The organism is Aedoeadaptatus ivorii (assembly GCF_900638585.1).
Taxonomy (GTDB): Bacteria; Bacillota; Clostridia; order Tissierellales; family Peptoniphilaceae; genus Aedoeadaptatus; species Aedoeadaptatus ivorii.
Genome location: NZ_LR134523.1, coordinates 397,636 through 410,901, shown reverse-complemented (window position 1 = coordinate 410,901; position 13,266 = coordinate 397,636). Strand labels below are relative to the sequence as shown.

15 protein-coding genes are annotated in these 13,266 nt (G+C 54.5%); 7 read left to right on the top strand and 8 right to left on the bottom strand.

Going from position 1 to position 13,266, the window contains the following annotated elements; all coding sequences use genetic code 11:
- Genes eno through gap form a run of 5 tightly spaced genes read right to left on the bottom strand, consistent with a single transcriptional unit; the run spans nucleotide 1 to nucleotide 5,763 of the window.
- Nucleotides 1–1,281 (bottom strand): phosphopyruvate hydratase, encoded by a 1,281-nt coding sequence (eno, locus tag EL294_RS02000; RefSeq protein WP_126464859.1) that lies wholly within the window; start codon nucleotides 1,279–1,281, stop codon nucleotides 1–3.
- Nucleotides 1,282–1,290: 9 nt separating this feature from the next.
- A complete protein-coding gene (gpmI, locus tag EL294_RS01995) occupies nucleotides 1,291–2,802 on the bottom strand; it encodes a 2,3-bisphosphoglycerate-independent phosphoglycerate mutase (protein ID WP_126464858.1) in 1,512 nt (503 codons plus the stop codon).
- Nucleotides 2,795–3,529 (bottom strand): triose-phosphate isomerase, encoded by a 735-nt coding sequence (gene tpiA / locus EL294_RS01990; protein ID WP_126464857.1) that lies wholly within the window; start codon nucleotides 3,527–3,529, stop codon nucleotides 2,795–2,797. Before tpiA ends, gpmI begins: the two co-directional genes overlap by 8 nt.
- Nucleotide 3,530: 1 nt before the next feature.
- On the bottom strand, nucleotides 3,531–4,709 hold the full coding sequence (locus EL294_RS01985; protein ID WP_126464856.1) for a phosphoglycerate kinase: 1,179 nt from the start codon (nucleotides 4,707–4,709) through the stop codon (nucleotides 3,531–3,533).
- 43 nt (nucleotides 4,710–4,752) lie between these two features.
- A complete protein-coding gene (gap, locus tag EL294_RS01980) occupies nucleotides 4,753–5,763 on the bottom strand; it encodes a type I glyceraldehyde-3-phosphate dehydrogenase (RefSeq protein ID WP_126464855.1) in 1,011 nt (336 codons plus the stop codon).
- Nucleotides 5,764–5,906: 143 nt separating this feature from the next.
- Between gap and EL294_RS01975 the strand changes: the two genes are divergently transcribed.
- Complete coding sequence (locus tag EL294_RS01975) at nucleotides 5,907–6,428, top strand: guanylate kinase (RefSeq protein WP_126464854.1); 522 nt, start codon at nucleotides 5,907–5,909, stop codon at nucleotides 6,426–6,428.
- 53 nt (nucleotides 6,429–6,481) lie between these two features.
- On the opposite strand, the gene hcp is transcribed toward EL294_RS01975, so the two are convergent.
- The 3 genes from hcp to EL294_RS01960 all read right to left on the bottom strand — a co-directional run bounded on the left by hcp (nucleotide 6,482) and on the right by EL294_RS01960 (nucleotide 9,204).
- Nucleotides 6,482–8,101 carry a hydroxylamine reductase gene (gene hcp, locus EL294_RS01970; RefSeq protein WP_126464853.1) on the bottom strand — a complete coding sequence of 540 codons (1,620 nt, stop codon included), beginning with the start codon at nucleotides 8,099–8,101 and terminating at the stop codon, nucleotides 6,482–6,484.
- A gap of 103 nt (nucleotides 8,102–8,204) precedes the next feature.
- Entirely contained in the window at nucleotides 8,205–8,855 is a 651-nt protein-coding gene (locus EL294_RS01965; RefSeq protein WP_164715179.1) for a Crp/Fnr family transcriptional regulator, read from the bottom strand.
- Nucleotides 8,842–9,204, bottom strand: a complete 363-nt coding sequence (locus EL294_RS01960; RefSeq protein WP_126464851.1) for a hypothetical protein — start codon at nucleotides 9,202–9,204, stop codon at nucleotides 8,842–8,844. The genes EL294_RS01965 and EL294_RS01960 overlap by 14 nt, the downstream gene beginning before the upstream one ends.
- Before the next feature lie 205 nt (nucleotides 9,205–9,409).
- Here EL294_RS01960 and EL294_RS01955 point away from each other — a divergent pair, with 205 nt between their 5' ends.
- The 6 genes from EL294_RS01955 to EL294_RS01930 are packed head-to-tail and all read left to right on the top strand — an operon-like array spanning nucleotide 9,410 to nucleotide 13,187.
- A complete protein-coding gene (locus tag EL294_RS01955) occupies nucleotides 9,410–10,093 on the top strand; it encodes a nucleotide-binding protein (protein ID WP_126464850.1) in 684 nt (227 codons plus the stop codon).
- 11 nt (nucleotides 10,094–10,104) lie between these two features.
- On the top strand, nucleotides 10,105–10,326 hold the full coding sequence (locus tag EL294_RS01950; RefSeq protein WP_126464849.1) for a 4Fe-4S dicluster domain-containing protein: 222 nt from the start codon (nucleotides 10,105–10,107) through the stop codon (nucleotides 10,324–10,326).
- 13 nt (nucleotides 10,327–10,339) lie between these two features.
- Nucleotides 10,340–11,398: a 3-methyl-2-oxobutanoate dehydrogenase subunit VorB gene (locus EL294_RS01945; RefSeq protein ID WP_126464848.1), complete on the top strand. Its 1,059-nt coding sequence runs from the start codon at nucleotides 10,340–10,342 to the stop codon at nucleotides 11,396–11,398.
- Between the two features lies 1 nt (nucleotide 11,399).
- Nucleotides 11,400–12,146, top strand: coding sequence for a thiamine pyrophosphate-dependent enzyme (locus tag EL294_RS01940; RefSeq protein ID WP_126464847.1), 747 nt, complete (start codon nucleotides 11,400–11,402; stop codon nucleotides 12,144–12,146).
- Nucleotides 12,146–12,703: a 2-oxoacid:ferredoxin oxidoreductase subunit gamma family protein gene (locus EL294_RS01935; RefSeq protein ID WP_126464846.1), complete on the top strand. Its 558-nt coding sequence runs from the start codon at nucleotides 12,146–12,148 to the stop codon at nucleotides 12,701–12,703. The genes EL294_RS01940 and EL294_RS01935 overlap by 1 nt, the downstream gene beginning before the upstream one ends.
- Nucleotides 12,693–13,187: a ferritin-like domain-containing protein gene (locus EL294_RS01930; RefSeq protein WP_126464845.1), complete on the top strand. Its 495-nt coding sequence runs from the start codon at nucleotides 12,693–12,695 to the stop codon at nucleotides 13,185–13,187. The genes EL294_RS01935 and EL294_RS01930 overlap by 11 nt, the downstream gene beginning before the upstream one ends.
- The last annotated feature ends 79 nt before the right edge of the window (nucleotides 13,188–13,266 follow it).

The following is a 13,266-nucleotide window of genomic DNA, read 5'->3' as shown; positions in this document are numbered from 1 at the left end:
CTATTTCTTAAATATGTCTTTCCCCTCGTAACGCGCCAAATAGCCCAACTCATCTTCGATGCGCACCAACTGGTTGTACTTTGCCACGCGATCGGTTCTCGCCGGTGCGCCGGTCTTAATCTGCCCGGCATTTAAGGCGACTGCGAGATCGGCGATGGTCGAATCTTCCGTCTCGCCGCTTCTGTGACTGATCACGGCCGTCATAGACGCGCGCTTGGCGGTCTCGACCGCATCGATGGTCTCCGTGAGGGTTCCGATTTGGTTTAACTTGATCAGGATCGAATTTCCTACGCTTTCATCGATACCCCTTTTCAGCCGTTTTACATTGGTGACGAACAAATCGTCGCCCACCAACTGCACCGTATCGCCCAGGACTTCGGTGAGGTGCTTCCAACCCTCCCAGTCGTTTTCGTCCAGGCCGTCTTCGATGCTTTTTACGGGGAATCGATCGGTGATTTCCTTGTACCAGGCGACCATATCCTCGGCGCGCATTTCGCGCCCTTCGCCCGAAAGTACATAGCGGTCCTTTTCGGCATCATATAGTTCCGAAGCCGCCACATCCAGCGCAAATACGATGTCCTCGCCGGGCACAAGACCCGCCGCCTTCACCGATTCTTCGATCAGCTCCAGCGCCTCGGTGTTGCTTCCCAGATTGGGGGCAAATCCGCCTTCGTCGCCGACGCCGGTGGAAAGCCCCTTGTCCTTGATGACTTTCTTCAGGCTGTGGTAGACTTCGGCGCCCATGCGCAAGCCTTCCTTAAAGTTTGCCGCGCCCACGGGCATAATCATAAATTCCTGAATGTCTACATTGTTGTCGGCGTGTTCCCCGCCGTTAAGAATGTTCATCATGGGAACGGGCAAGGTGCGGGCGCTGATGCCGCCGATGTATTGGTACAGCGGCAGGCCCAGTTCGTCGGCGGCGGCGCGCGCCGTGGCGAGGGAGACCCCGAGGATGGCATTGGCGCCGAGGGCTGACTTGTTCTCGGTGCCGTCGAGGGCGAGGAGCGCTTCGTCCACGCCCAGCTGATCCAGTACGTCGAAGCCCAAAATTTCCTGGGAGATTTTTTCGTTTACATTGCGAACGGCATTTTCTACGCCCTTACCCAGGTAGCGCTCGCCCCCGTCTCTGAGTTCCACCGCTTCGTATTCCCCGGTGCTCGCGCCGGAGGGCACGATCGCCCGGCCGAAGCCGCCCATGGATGTGTGTACTTCCACCTCGACGGTGGGGTTGCCCCGGCTGTCGAGGACTTCTCTTCCGTAGACTTCAATGATACTGCTCATATCTTCTCCTTATTTCCATAAACTGTGTCCCGACATCGCCTCGGGTTTTTGAATGTGCAATGCCGCCAAAATCGTAGGCGCAATGTCGGCGAGAATCCCGTCGTTCAATGCGCGGTCGCTACCCACATGTAGGAGCGCTACGCGATTGGTAGAGTGGGAGGTGACGGGGTTTCCGGTTTCATCGCGCATCACTTCGCAGTTGCCGTGATCGGCGGTAATGAGCGCCTCGCCGCCCTTTTCTTCGAGGGCTTCGAGCACGCGCGCAAGGGCCGCATCCACCGCCTCTACCGCCGTGGTGGCCGCTTCCATAATGCCGGTGTGGCCGACCATATCGGGATTGGCGAAGTTGACGACATATACATCCGCCAAATCCTTTTGGATGCCTTCGATCAAAAGATCCGCCACTTCCTTCGCCCGCATCTCGGGCTGTAGATCATAAGTCGCCACCTTCGGCGAAGGGATCAGAATCCGCGTCTCACCGGGAAATGGCGTCTCTCTGCCGCCGCTTAAAAAGAAGGTGACGTGGGCGTATTTTTCGGTCTCGGCGATGCGCATCTGCCGCAGGCCGTTTTTCGCCAGCACCTCGCCCAAGGTGTCCGACAAGACTTCTTTCGGGTAGATGACATGGGTATTGGGAATGCTCTCGTCGTAGCGGGTCATCGTGACCACATAGACCGAGGGGTTCGGATCCCGCGGAAAGCTTACGAAATCCGGATCGGCAAAGGCGCGCACGATCTCCCGCGCCCGGTCGGGACGGAAGTTGAAGAACAAAAACACATCGTCGTCCTCGATGCGTCCCACGGGCAAACCGCCGGAAAGTTTTACCGCCGGTTCGAAGAATTCGTCGGTATTGCCCCGTGCATAGGCCGCATCGAAGAGCACATCGGTGTCGGTAAAGCCGACGCCCTCGCCTTTTACAAAGAGATCGTATGCCTTTTGTACCCGCTCCCATCGATTGTCGCGGTCCATGGCGTAAAAGCGGCCCACCAGGCTCACCAATTCCCCGGCGCCGATTTGTTCGGTATAGGCGCGCAAAGCGTCGATCTCTTCTTTGGCGGAAGTGGGCGCCACGTCGCGACCGTCCAAAATGCCGTGGATATAGATTTTTTCTACGCCCGCGTCCTTGGCGATTTGCAAAAGCGCATACAGGTGGTCCTTATGGGAATGCACCCCGCCGGTGCTCACCAGTCCCACCAAATGCAGGGCGCTTTTTTTTGCCCGCCGCATGGCCTCTCCTACCACGGGGTTCAGGGCGAGCTTTCCTTCCCGCGCCTCTTTCGAAATGCGGGTCAGCTCCTGATAGACGATGCGACCGGCGCCGATATTGGTGTGCCCCACCTCGGAGTTTCCCATCTGCCCGGCCGGCAGGCCCACCGCCTCGCCGGAAGGATCCAGCGTGGCAAAGCCATTTTGCATTAAGGCGTCGAGGCACGGGGTCTTTGCCGTCGTACAGGCATTATACGGGCCCGGTTCGCTGAGGCCGTAACCGTCTAAGATGGCGAGCAGAAACGGTTTAGACATGGCTCGCCTCGTCTGCGATCTTCATAAATTCGTCGGCCTTTAAGCTCGCGCCACCCACCAATACGCCGTCGATATTTTCTTTCGATACAAAAGACGCCACATTGGCGGCCTTTACGCTCCCGCCGTAGAGGATGCGCACCGAATCGCGCATGCCTTCGGGTAGAGAAGCGCGGATTTCTCCGATCACCGCATCGGCGTCGTCGCCGTCGGCGGTCTTTCCGGTGCCGATCGCCCAAATGGGTTCATAGGCGAGGACGACTTCCGCATTGGCATCCGCGCCCTTGAGCGCTTCGGCGACCTGACGCTTCAAAAACGCAACCCGCTCGTCGGTGGCGTAAATCTCCGCGCTTTCGCCGAAGCAAATCACCGCCACGAGGCCGCATTCCAGAGCGCGCTTCGCCTTTTCGCGGATCAGGGCGTCGTCTTCTCCCCGTCCTCTGGCTTCGCTGTGGCCCACGATGACATAGCGCATGCCCAGATCGGCGAGCATTTCGCCGGCGATCTCCCCGGTGTGCGCGCCGAATCCGTCGGCGGATATATTTTGGGCGCCCATGGCGATTTTGCTGTCTTTTAAGACCGCACCCACTCGGTCCAAATGGGTAAAGGGCGGTGCGACCATCATCTCTACCGCATCGGAATCGTAGGCGCTGAGAGCTTTGGCGAGCGCCTCTCCCTCCGAAACGGTGGTGTTCATTTTCCAGTTTCCTGCGATCAAAAGTTTTCTCATCTTACACCTCTTCAATGGCGGCGATGCCCGGCAATTTCTTGCCTTCCAAAAATTCCAGGCTCGCCCCGCCGCCGGAGGAAATATGGCTCATCTTCTCTTCCAGCCCGGATCGAGTGATCGCCGCCGCGGAATCGCCGCCGCCGATCACCACATTGGCGTCCAAATCGCCGAGGATCTTCGCCAAATCGAAGGTCCCCGCGTCAAAGGGCTCGGTTTCGAATACGCCGGCGGGACCGTTCCACACCACGCTCTTCGCCCCGTCGAGGATCATGCCGTATGCCTTGACAGTCTCTTCTCCGATGTCCAATGCCATTTCGTCGGGGGCGATGTCCCCCGGCTTTACCGCGCGAGCCGTATCGGGACGATCGATCCCCTTCGCCACCACGAGATCCACGGGGAGGAGCAGGTCCACGCCCTTTTCTCGCGCCTTTTTCATCAGGCGCTCGGCGAGTTCGGTCTGCTCTTTTTCTACCAAAGAGGCGCCCATATCGTAGCCTTGGCTCAACAAAAAGGTGTTCGCCATGGCGCCGACGATTAGCACGGAATCGACGATTTCGATCAAGTTCTCGATGACGCCGATCTTATCCGATACCTTGGCGCCGCCCAGGATCGCGACAAACGGACGCTCGGGGTTTTCGACGAGATTCGAAAGCACTTCCACTTCTTTTCCCATCAAAAAGCCCAAGGCGGAGGGGAGCTTCGAGGCGATGCCCACATTGGACGCATGGGCGCGATGGGCGGTGCCGAATGCGTCGTTTACATACAAATCGGCGATGGATGCCAGCTCTTCAGCAAAGGATGCGTCGTTGGCTTCCTCTTCTTTTCGAAAGCGGAGGTTTTCCAGCATGGCGAGCTCGCCGGGTGCGAGTTCTTTTGCCATCTTGCGCACATTGTCGTCTACCACGACCCCCGAGAAAAACGGCGCGATCGTTTGTCCGAGAATCTCCTCGGCGGCCTTGCGCACCGGCTCCATCGAGAATTCTTCTTTGTATTCTCCCTTGGGCCGTCCGCGGTGGCTCATCAGGATCACCGCCGCGCCCGCTTTCAGCAGATGGTCGATGGTGGGTTTTGCCGCTTCGATACGGGTGGTGTCGGTTACTTTTCCGTCCTTTACGGGGACGTTAAAGTCCACCCGCAAGAGTACGCGCTTTCCCTTTACGTCCATAGATTTTAAATTCATGATTCCTCCAAGAAAAATCGAGCCCGTAAGAGCTCGACCCGTATTACATCTTCTCTGCAACCAAGCTTGCCAAGTCGATGACTCTTTGACTGTATCCCCATTCGTTGTCATACCAGGAAAATACCTTAACGAAATTGTCCTGTGCCAAAGTCAGGGACGCATCGAAGATCGAAGCGTGGGGATTGGCGATGATGTCGCTGGATACGATGGGATCTTCGGTGTATTCCAAATAGCCCTTCATGGGACCTTCCGCCGCTTCTTTCACTTTGGCGTTGATCTCTTCTGCCGTCGCGGGCTTGGAGAGTTCGAATACCATATCGGTGATGGAGCCGGTGGGAACGGGCACGCGGAGCGCATAGCCGTTCAATTTGCCTTCGAGCTCGGGCAATACCTGTGCCACCGCCTTGGCGGCGCCGGTGGAGGTGGGAATGATATTTTCCGCTGCGGCGCGGGCGCGTCTCCAGTCTTTTTTATGCTTTGCGTCGTGGATGTTTTGGTCGTTGGTATAGGCGTGTACCGTAGTCATCATGCCCTTTTCGATGCCGAAGTTGTCCATAATGATCTTGGTCACCGGTGCCATGCAGTTGGTGGTGCAAGAAGCATTGGAAAGGAAGTGGTGCTTTTCGGGATCGTATTGATCGTGGTTTACGCCCATTACGATGGTAATGTCTTCGCCCTTGGTGGGTGCGGTGACGATGACCTTTTTCGCGCCGGCGTCGAAGTGCTTTTGTACGCCTTCTTTGTCCTTAAAAGCGCCGGTGGTGTCGATCACCAAATCCACGCCCATATCCTTCCAGGGGATTTGCGCGGGATCGCGTTGGTCCGTAATCGTAATCAGCTTGCCGTCGATTTCGAATCCCTTGTCGACAACCTGAATGTCGCCGGGATATTTGCGATATACCGTGTCGTATTTGAATAAGTGGGCCATCAGCGTCCAGTCTCCGCTGGCATTGAGTGCCACCAGCTCAAAGGGAAGTTCCTCGCGCAACAGAATACCTCGAATTACGTCTCTTCCGATGCGGCCGAAACCGTTCACCCCTACACGAATCGTCATTGTATCCTCCTTATGTTTTCTGTATTTATAAAGTTCTGTACTAGTATACCCATCTCGGGAAAAAGTACACGATGAGCCGACGTTTCCATCATATCAGAAAGAGGGTATCTATGCGATACGGAACCGAAAGATAGGAAGTGATTATGCTATTTGTCATACAGGGGCCCTCCGGCTCCGGAAAAACCACCCAGGCGGAATTCCTCGCCGAACGACCGGATTTCTTCCGATTGATCACCGCCACCACGAGGCCGCCGCGCCCGGGCGAGATCGACGGCGCGGATTATTATTTTCTCTCCGCCGAAGCCTTTTCTAAGAAAAAATGCGCCGGCGCCCTCCTCGCCACCACCGAAATCCACGGCGCCTGCTACGGCATTCCCAAGACCGATCTCGATGCGCTGGTTCAAGACAAAAACAGGCACGCCGTCGTCGTATTGGACGATACGGGCGCAAAGGAAGTGCAGGCGATGGGGGCGAAGCGCATCTGTTTTGTCATCGAAGAGAAGGCGCGTACACAGCGCCTCCTCGCCCGAAAAGAAAATGGCCGTTTTCTGCCGGAGCGCATCGACAATCGCCGCTGCGATCTGATCGTCGACGCCTCGGGCCGCGAGGATGCGATCCGACAGACGATCGAAACCTATGTCGAAGGCGTGCTTACACGCATATAGCCTGCACACAAAAAAGGCAAGGCGCTTTTGCGCCTTGCCTTTTGAAATCGCGTTTATGCCGTAATGAGTTTTTTAATGTCTTCTTCTACCGTCGTAATGGGGGAAACTTGGAAGTTTTCTACCAAAACCTTGACCACATTTTCGCTCAAAAATGCCGGCAGTGTCGGTCCGAGGTGGATATTCTTTACGCCCAAAGCCAACAGCGACAAGAATACGATCACCGCTTTTTGTTCGTACCAGGCGATATTATAGACGATGGGCAGCTCGTTGATGTCTTCGAGCCCGAAGATCTCCTTGAGCTTTAGGGCGATTACCGCCAAGGAATAGGAGTCGTTGCACTGACCGGCGTCCAATACGCGGGGAATGCCGTCGATGTCGCCGAGGTGGAACTTGTTGTAGCGATACTTCGCACAGCCCGCGGTGAGGATCACCGTATCATCGGGGAGCGCCTTGGCAAATTCTTCGTAGTACAGGCGATCGCTTTGGCGGCCGTCGCAGCCGCCCATGACGACGAATTTCGAGATAGCGCCGCTTTTGATCGCATCCACCACCTTATCCGCCAGGGCAAATACCTGGTTGTGGGCAAAGCCGCCGACGATGGTGCCTTCTTCGATCTTTTCGGGCGCCGGGCAGTTCTTTGCCTGCTCGATCAGCGCCGAGAAGTCCTTGTCCTTTCCGAGCTCGCCTTCAATAAAGGTCGCGCCGGGATAGCTGGCGACGCCGGTGGTATATAAGCGGTCGATATAGCTGTCGTCCTTCGGGGGAACGATACAGTTGGTCGTCATCAAAATCGGGCCGTTAAAGCTCTTAAACTCCTCCCGTTGGTGCCACCAGCTGCCGCCGTAATTGCCGACGAAGTGGTCGTACTTCTTAAAGGCGGGGTAGTAATTCGCGGGCAACATTTCCGAGTGGGTGTATACATCTACGCCGGTGCCTTCGGTCTGTTGCAGCAGCGCTTCCATATCCCCCAGGTCGTGGCCCGAAATCAAAATGCCCGGATTGTCTCTGGGTTCGAGCGAGACCTCGGTAATCTCCGGATGGCCGTAACGGCCGGTGTTGGCTGCGTCCAAGAGCGCCATGGCCTTGACGCCGTGTTCGCCGGTTTGGAGGGTCAAATTCACCAAATCCTCGACGCTTAGGCTGTCGTCGGTGATCTTTTCGAGGGCATCCGCCATAAAGGCGTGGACGTCGTCGTCTCGATACCCCAGCACATTGGCGTGGCGGATATAGGCCGCCATGCCCTTCAGGCCGTAAGTAATCAGCTCGCGCAGGGAACGCACGTCCTCGTCTTCGGTGGCGAGCACGCCGATGTATTCCGCCTTCGCCGCTTCACTCAATCCGTCGCGCATATCGAATCCGGCCTCTTTCGGCAGGCTTTCGAGATCGTCGATAGAAGCGAGGAGCGACTTTTTCATATCCAAAGTATCTACGATAAATTCCTCTACCTTTTCGGGGTTGAAATTCGCATTGGTAATCGTCGTAAACAAATTGTCGGCGATGCGGTCCTCGACTTCGACATTCTTTTCGCCCAGGCGATTATACACCTGCGCTAATCCCTTGGTTACATAGATCAAAACGTCTTGCAGATCGGCCACCTCGGCGGTCTTTCCACAGACGCCCTTTACGGTACAACCCTTGTTTCTTACGGTCTCTTGGCATTGATAACAAAACATATACTACCTCCCGGTTTCTTTTGTTGCATAGCTCCATTCGATGCTTCGATTATACAACCAATCTTCTTTCTGTACCGTAACTAATGTTACCCTTTGTCCTCTTTTACAAAAATTCTTCCAACACCTCGGGATCGAACCGCACATACTTTCCTTCCGTCCGAATCAGTCCCTCCCGCTGCATCTTTCCGAGTTCGCGGGAAAGGCTCGGCCGCGGCACCGCCAAATACGCCGCGAGTTCCTCTCGATTTAAGGGAAGCATCCCCTCGCCCTCCGGATTTTCGTACAATACATAGAGGATAATCTTCTTCCGAATGCTCCCGGCGCTGTGTACCAGCATCTTCAGATTCAAAAAATACGCCTTTTGCGACATAATTGCGAGCATATTGCGCACCAATCGGTCGGCGATTTCGCCGTTTCTCCGGTCAAAGGCGGTCTTGGGCAAAAACAACACCTCCGATTCCTTGCGGCTTACGCAGCCGAAATCGTAGGGATGATCCTCCAAAAAGGTATATACCTCGCCGAACACCGTGCCCGGCTCGGTAAAGCGGTTGATCATCTGCCGCCGTCCCGATGCCGAGATCCGCTCCACCTCCACCGAGCCCGCGAGCAAAATATAGACCCCCGCGCTCTCCTCTTCCTGGTGAAAAATATAGCTGTCTGCGGCGTAATGCCTGCGTTCGGCGCCCAGTTCCCGCAATAGGCGTTCGCGCTTCGAGTCGTCGATGCCGCGAAAAAGCATGCTATCTGCCGTCAATATCGGTCTCCTTCCGCTGTTTTCTGAGCGACGCATTAGTCCTTTGGATCGCAAGATCCAGGTCTTTCACCTCAAGGGCGGGTCTGCGAAAGGCCCCGTGCATCCTTCGCACGTATTTTGCGACGGAAAAGCTTTTTTTCGTCCCGTATACCGCACTTTTCAGCACGAGACTGCCGATCGTAAGCGGCATCTGCGCCGCCGGCAACCACAGCGTCACCGAACGACGACGGCGGCGGTAGGCGCGTACCGCTTGTATGGATTCCCCTTCGTCCTTAGTGGCGGTTTTCCCGCGGGGAAAACTGTATAATTCTCGTGTAGCTCTGTTATATTCTCGTTTGTTGCGATTCATCGTCCAACCCTTTCCCAATATACTTTCCGACAATTTAGTTCATATCCATTTTGTCGAATCCTCAAACTTTCGCGCCTTGCAGTGAAAAAACTTTAGTAAGGCTTTCCCATTTTCCGATTCTATGGTATATTGATCTTAGCCGGAAAACATTGTACCGTAGTGTAAACGTTTTCTTGCTGCGATTCTTTTAAGAAAGGAAGAAAATATGGATTGGAAGAAGCATCACAGGATTCTTATCATTACCGGTCACTTCGGCAGCGGTAAGACAGAAATGTCCATCAACTTAGGCTTACAGCTCGCAGAACAGGGAGAACAGGTGACGATCGTCGACCTCGATATCATCAATACGTACTTCCGAATTCGGGATAAGGATACGTTTCTCGAGGAACACGGCATCAAGGCCCTCTACACCGCGACAAAGGCAAAGACCTTGGACATCCCCGCGTTGGACCCGGCCATCGATGCCGCCATCGCTAGCGGTCACGGTCGCGTCATTATCGACGTCGGCGGCAATCCTTCCGGTGCACGTGCCCTCGCCCGCTACTACCCCACCTTGGAGGAAACGGGATACGAACAGATCTTCGTCATCAACTCCAACCGTCCGGAGACCAAGACGCCGGAACAGGTGATCGAATTTATGGAAATGACCCAGGCGACGAGCCATACCCAAATTACCGGCTTGTTCAATACCTCGCATTTCCTCAAAGACACCACGGCCGAAGACGTCATCGGCGGCTTAGACCTCGCCGAACAGGTCAGCGACATTACGGGCCTGCCCCTATTGGGTACGGTCTGCAAGCGCGAGTTGGTGCCCGAAGTACAGGCACATTTCCCCGATCTCTATATTCTTCCCATCGATCTCTATTTTAGGGATCAATGGATGCTATAAGGAGGAAAAATATGGCAAAAGGAAAAGTCACTTTCGATCAAGATTACTGCAAAGGCTGCAGTCTTTGCGTATCGGTCTGCCCGAAAGATGTTTTGGCTCTCAAAACCGATGAATTGAACCCGAAGGGCTACAGACCCGCCTATGCGAAAAATCCGGAAGATTGTATCGCATGCCAAAGCTGTGCGATCATCTGCCCTGACTCTGTAATCAGCGTCTACCGCATAGAAGAGTGAAAGGAGTCATAGAATGTCTGAAAAAGTTTTAATCAAAGGTAACGAAGCAGTCGGCGCGGCTATGATCGCCGCAGGATGCAAAACGTTCTTTGCATACCCCATCACCCCGCAATCCGAAGTTCCCGAGTACTTAGCGAGAGAGTTGCCGAAGATCGGCGGTACTTTCTTACAAGCCGAATCCGAAGTCGCCGCAATCAATATGCTCTACGGTTCCGCCGGTACCGGAACCCGCGTGGCGACCAGTTCCTCTTCTCCCGGGGTTTCTCTGATGCAAGAAGGAATCAGCTATATCGCCGCATCCGAACTGCCCTGCATGATCGTCAACATGATGCGTGGGGGCCCGGGTCTCGGATCCATTCAACCTTCGCAAACGGACTATTTCCAATCCACCCGCGGCGGCGGAAACGGTGACTACCGCACCATCACCCTCGCACCGGCATCCATTCAGGAAATGGTAAATCTGATTCACCTCGGTTTCGACCTCGCCGACAAATACCGCACCCCGGTTATCCTCTGTGGCGACGGTATGCTCGGACAAATGATGGAACCGGTTGAATTCGAAGAACACGAAGTCACCACCTACGATCACTCCGACTGGGCGGCAATGGGAACCAAGGGCGAAAGAGAGCCCCACATCATCAACTCCCTCTACCTCTCTCCCGAAGAGCTCGAAGCCCACAACAAGAAGCTGATCGCAAAATATAAAGAAATCTCCGACAAGGAAAAACGCGTCGAAGTCATCGACGTAGAAGATGCGGACATCGTATTTACCGCTTTCGGTACCACCAGCCGTATCTGCCGTTCCGCCGGAGACATCCTCAAGGAAAAAGGCTACAAAGTCGGATTCATCCGCCCCATTACTCTGTGGCCCTTCCCCAGCGAAGCGTACGAAAAGATCAACAAAGACTGTAAGGTCATCCTCGACGTGGAATTGAACCAAGGTCAAATGGTCGAAGACGTACGTCTCGCCGTTAACGGTAAACTGCCCGTAGAATTCTATGGTCGCCAAGGCGGTATGATTCCTTCCGCGGAAGAAATCGCAGAAGTGGCCTTAAAGCTATTGGAGGCGTAAAATGGAAAAACTACTCTACACCAGAAGCAAAGCACTCACCGATATGCCGACCCACTACTGCCCCGGTTGTACCCACGGCGTAGTGCACAAATTGGTCGCTGAATGTCTGGAAGAACTCGGCCTGACGGGCAATGCCATCGGTATCGCACCGGTAGGATGTTCCGTACTCGCTTACAAATACTTTAACTGCGACATGTTCGAAGCTGCACACGGCCGTGCACCGGCAGTCGCTACGGGTATCAAGCGCTCCACCCCCGACAAATTCGTCTTCACCTACCAAGGTGACGGGGACTTGGCCTCCATCGGCTCGGGCGAAATCGTACAAGCCGCCCACAGAGGCGAACACATTTCCACCATCTTCGTCAACAACGCCATCTACGGCATGACCGGCGGTCAAATGGCGCCCACCACCTTGGTCGGCCAAAAGACTACCACCAGCCCCTACGGCCGCGACGAAGCTTGGGCCGGACGTCCCATCCGCATCGCCGAAATGCTCGCAACCATCAACGGCGCTAAATTCGTCGAACGCGTTGCCGTCAACACGCCCGCAAACATCCGCAAGGCCAAAAAGGCGATTATGGAATGCTTCAAACTGCAACTCGAAGGCACGGGATTCGGCATCGTAGAAGTTCTTTCTACCTGCCCGACCAACTGGGGTCTGCCTCCGACAGAAGCATTGAAATGGTTAGAAGACAACATGATTCCCTACTATCCCTTAGGAAATCTGCGCAACGGGGAGGATCTATAATGACTACGAAAAGAGTTATCGTATCCGGTTTCGGTGGACAAGGTGTTATGGGCATCGGCCAACTGTTGACCTATGCCGGCATGTTCGACGACAAAAACGTATCCTGGTTGCCCTCTTACGGCCCCGAAATGCGCGGCGGTAAGGCAAACTGCTCCGTCATTCTTTCCGATGATCCCATCGGCGCGCCCAACATCGCACAAGCCGACGCCGTCATCGCCATGAACGAACCTTCCTTGGACAAATTCGAGTCCTATGTCGTTCCCGACGGACACATTTTCATCAACAGCTCCCTGGTCAACAAAGACACGACCAGAGGCGACATCAACTCGCACTTGCTCCCGGTCAACGGTCTAACCGAAAAATTCGGTAACCCTCGCGTTCTCAACATGATCATGATCGGCGCATTCAACGAAATCACCGGCATGGTCAGCCAAGGCGCTTTGGAAAAAGCGGTAGACAAACTCTACGGTAAGAAGGGCGAAAAAGTTATGAAATCCAACTTGGAAGCCTTGAAGTTTGGTGGAGAAAAAATGAAGGAGATTGTAAATGCGAAATGAAGTTGAAATCCTCAGACAGGCAATGCTGAACGAAGTCGAAGGTGCAGAATTCTACAAACTCGCAGCCGACAAATTCGCTTCCTCCTCTACGAAGGACGCGCTGTTGGACCTCGCAAGACAAGAAGAAGAGCACATCGAATACCTTCGTTCCCTGTCCGAAAAAATCATCGACGACAGCAAGGCAATCAACTACGATCCGGAAAAATTAAAAGAAGAAGTTCCTTCTCCCGGTATCTTCAAATGGGACAAATTGGATGAAGACATGGTACGCTTGGCCGTAACCGTATTCTCCGTAGGCATGAACATGGAAAAAGACTCCGTGACCTTCTACGAAGACGCAAAGGCAAAAGTCGAAAGCGAAGAATCCAAGCACCTCTTCGACATCCTCGTAAAATGGGAACAATCCCACTTGGAAACCCTGCGTACCCAATATGAAATCTACCAACAAGAATGGTGGAATATGCAAAACTTCGCACCGTACTAAAAAGTACTGTAAACGCGACAAAAACGCCTCTTCGGAGGCGTTTTTTTGTGCGCTTATTTGGGTGCATCCTCTGCACTTC

Excerpts from the sequence above, each read along its gene's own strand:
- EL294_RS01960 (WP_126464851.1), bottom strand. The coding sequence starts at position 9,204 with ATGAATCGCAACAAACGAGAATATAACAGAGCTACACGAGAATTATAC.
- EL294_RS01950 (WP_126464849.1), top strand. The coding sequence starts at position 10,105 with ATGGCAAAAGGAAAAGTCACTTTCGATCAAGATTACTGCAAAGGCTGC.
- EL294_RS01975 (WP_126464854.1), top strand. The coding sequence starts at position 5,907 with ATGCTATTTGTCATACAGGGGCCCTCCGGCTCCGGAAAAACCACCCAG.
- hcp (WP_126464853.1), bottom strand. The coding sequence starts at position 8,101 with ATGTTTTGTTATCAATGCCAAGAGACCGTAAGAAACAAGGGTTGTACC.
- EL294_RS01945 (WP_126464848.1), top strand. The coding sequence starts at position 10,340 with ATGTCTGAAAAAGTTTTAATCAAAGGTAACGAAGCAGTCGGCGCGGCT.
- EL294_RS01985 (WP_126464856.1), bottom strand. The coding sequence starts at position 4,709 with ATGAATTTAAAATCTATGGACGTAAAGGGAAAGCGCGTACTCTTGCGG.
- gap (WP_126464855.1), bottom strand. The coding sequence starts at position 5,763 with ATGACGATTCGTGTAGGGGTGAACGGTTTCGGCCGCATCGGAAGAGAC.
- EL294_RS01935 (WP_126464846.1), top strand. The coding sequence starts at position 12,146 with ATGACTACGAAAAGAGTTATCGTATCCGGTTTCGGTGGACAAGGTGTT.
- gpmI (WP_126464858.1), bottom strand. The coding sequence starts at position 2,802 with ATGTCTAAACCGTTTCTGCTCGCCATCTTAGACGGTTACGGCCTCAGC.
- EL294_RS01930 (WP_126464845.1), top strand. The coding sequence starts at position 12,693 with ATGCGAAATGAAGTTGAAATCCTCAGACAGGCAATGCTGAACGAAGTC.
- EL294_RS01940 (WP_126464847.1), top strand. The coding sequence starts at position 11,400 with ATGGAAAAACTACTCTACACCAGAAGCAAAGCACTCACCGATATGCCG.
- eno (WP_126464859.1), bottom strand. The coding sequence starts at position 1,281 with ATGAGCAGTATCATTGAAGTCTACGGAAGAGAAGTCCTCGACAGCCGG.
- EL294_RS01955 (WP_126464850.1), top strand. The coding sequence starts at position 9,410 with ATGGATTGGAAGAAGCATCACAGGATTCTTATCATTACCGGTCACTTC.
- tpiA (WP_126464857.1), bottom strand. The coding sequence starts at position 3,529 with ATGAGAAAACTTTTGATCGCAGGAAACTGGAAAATGAACACCACCGTT.